Below are 593 nucleotides of genomic sequence, written 5' to 3' on the forward strand. Positions count from 1 at the left end.
GACCTCCTCATGGGCTGGACCCGCGACGAACACCGCCTCTGGCTCGTCCCCGGCGGCCTGCTGGACCGCGTCGACCGGCTCGGCGCGGTCGCCCTGGCCGGCGCCCGCGCCCGCTGCCACTGCGGCCCCGACATCCCGCGTGGCTACCGCGAACTCCACCCCGAGAAGGGCACCGCCGACCTCGTCGGCCGACTCGTCACCGACCACCTCCTCCGCCTCCCCCTGCACCGCGTCGCCGACGCCCGCCTCGGCCACGCCCCCACCTACGTCTACGAGTTCGCCTGGCCCTCCGACCTCCCCGCCCTCGGCTCCTGCCACGCCCTGGAACTCGGCTTCGTCTTCGACACCGGCCACACCCCCGCCTCGGCCAAGCTCGCCGGCGACAACCCCCCACGGGCCCTGGCCACCGCCATGCACAGCGCGTGGGCGCGTTTCGCGACAGACGGCGCCCCCGGCCCCGGCTGGCCCGCCTGGGACGCGACCCACCCGGTCCGCGTCTTCGACGCCCCGGCAGACGACGGGGTCGTCCGCGGCCCGTACGACGTACCGGTCGTACGCGGACCGTACGACCGGGAACTGGCCCTGTGGGACGC

The 593-nt window shown here is 76.1% G+C and carries 1 protein-coding gene; it reads left to right on the forward strand.

Annotation, left to right across the window (positions count from 1 at the left end; genetic code table 11):
• The coding region (locus STRIP9103_RS20625) for a carboxylesterase family protein (RefSeq protein ID WP_048820654.1) at positions 1–593 on the forward strand (593 nt) is incomplete at both ends.

Origin of the sequence: Streptomyces ipomoeae 91-03, from assembly GCF_000317595.1 — a bacterium.
In the GTDB taxonomy this organism is placed as follows: Bacteria; Actinomycetota; Actinomycetes; order Streptomycetales; family Streptomycetaceae; genus Streptomyces; species Streptomyces ipomoeae.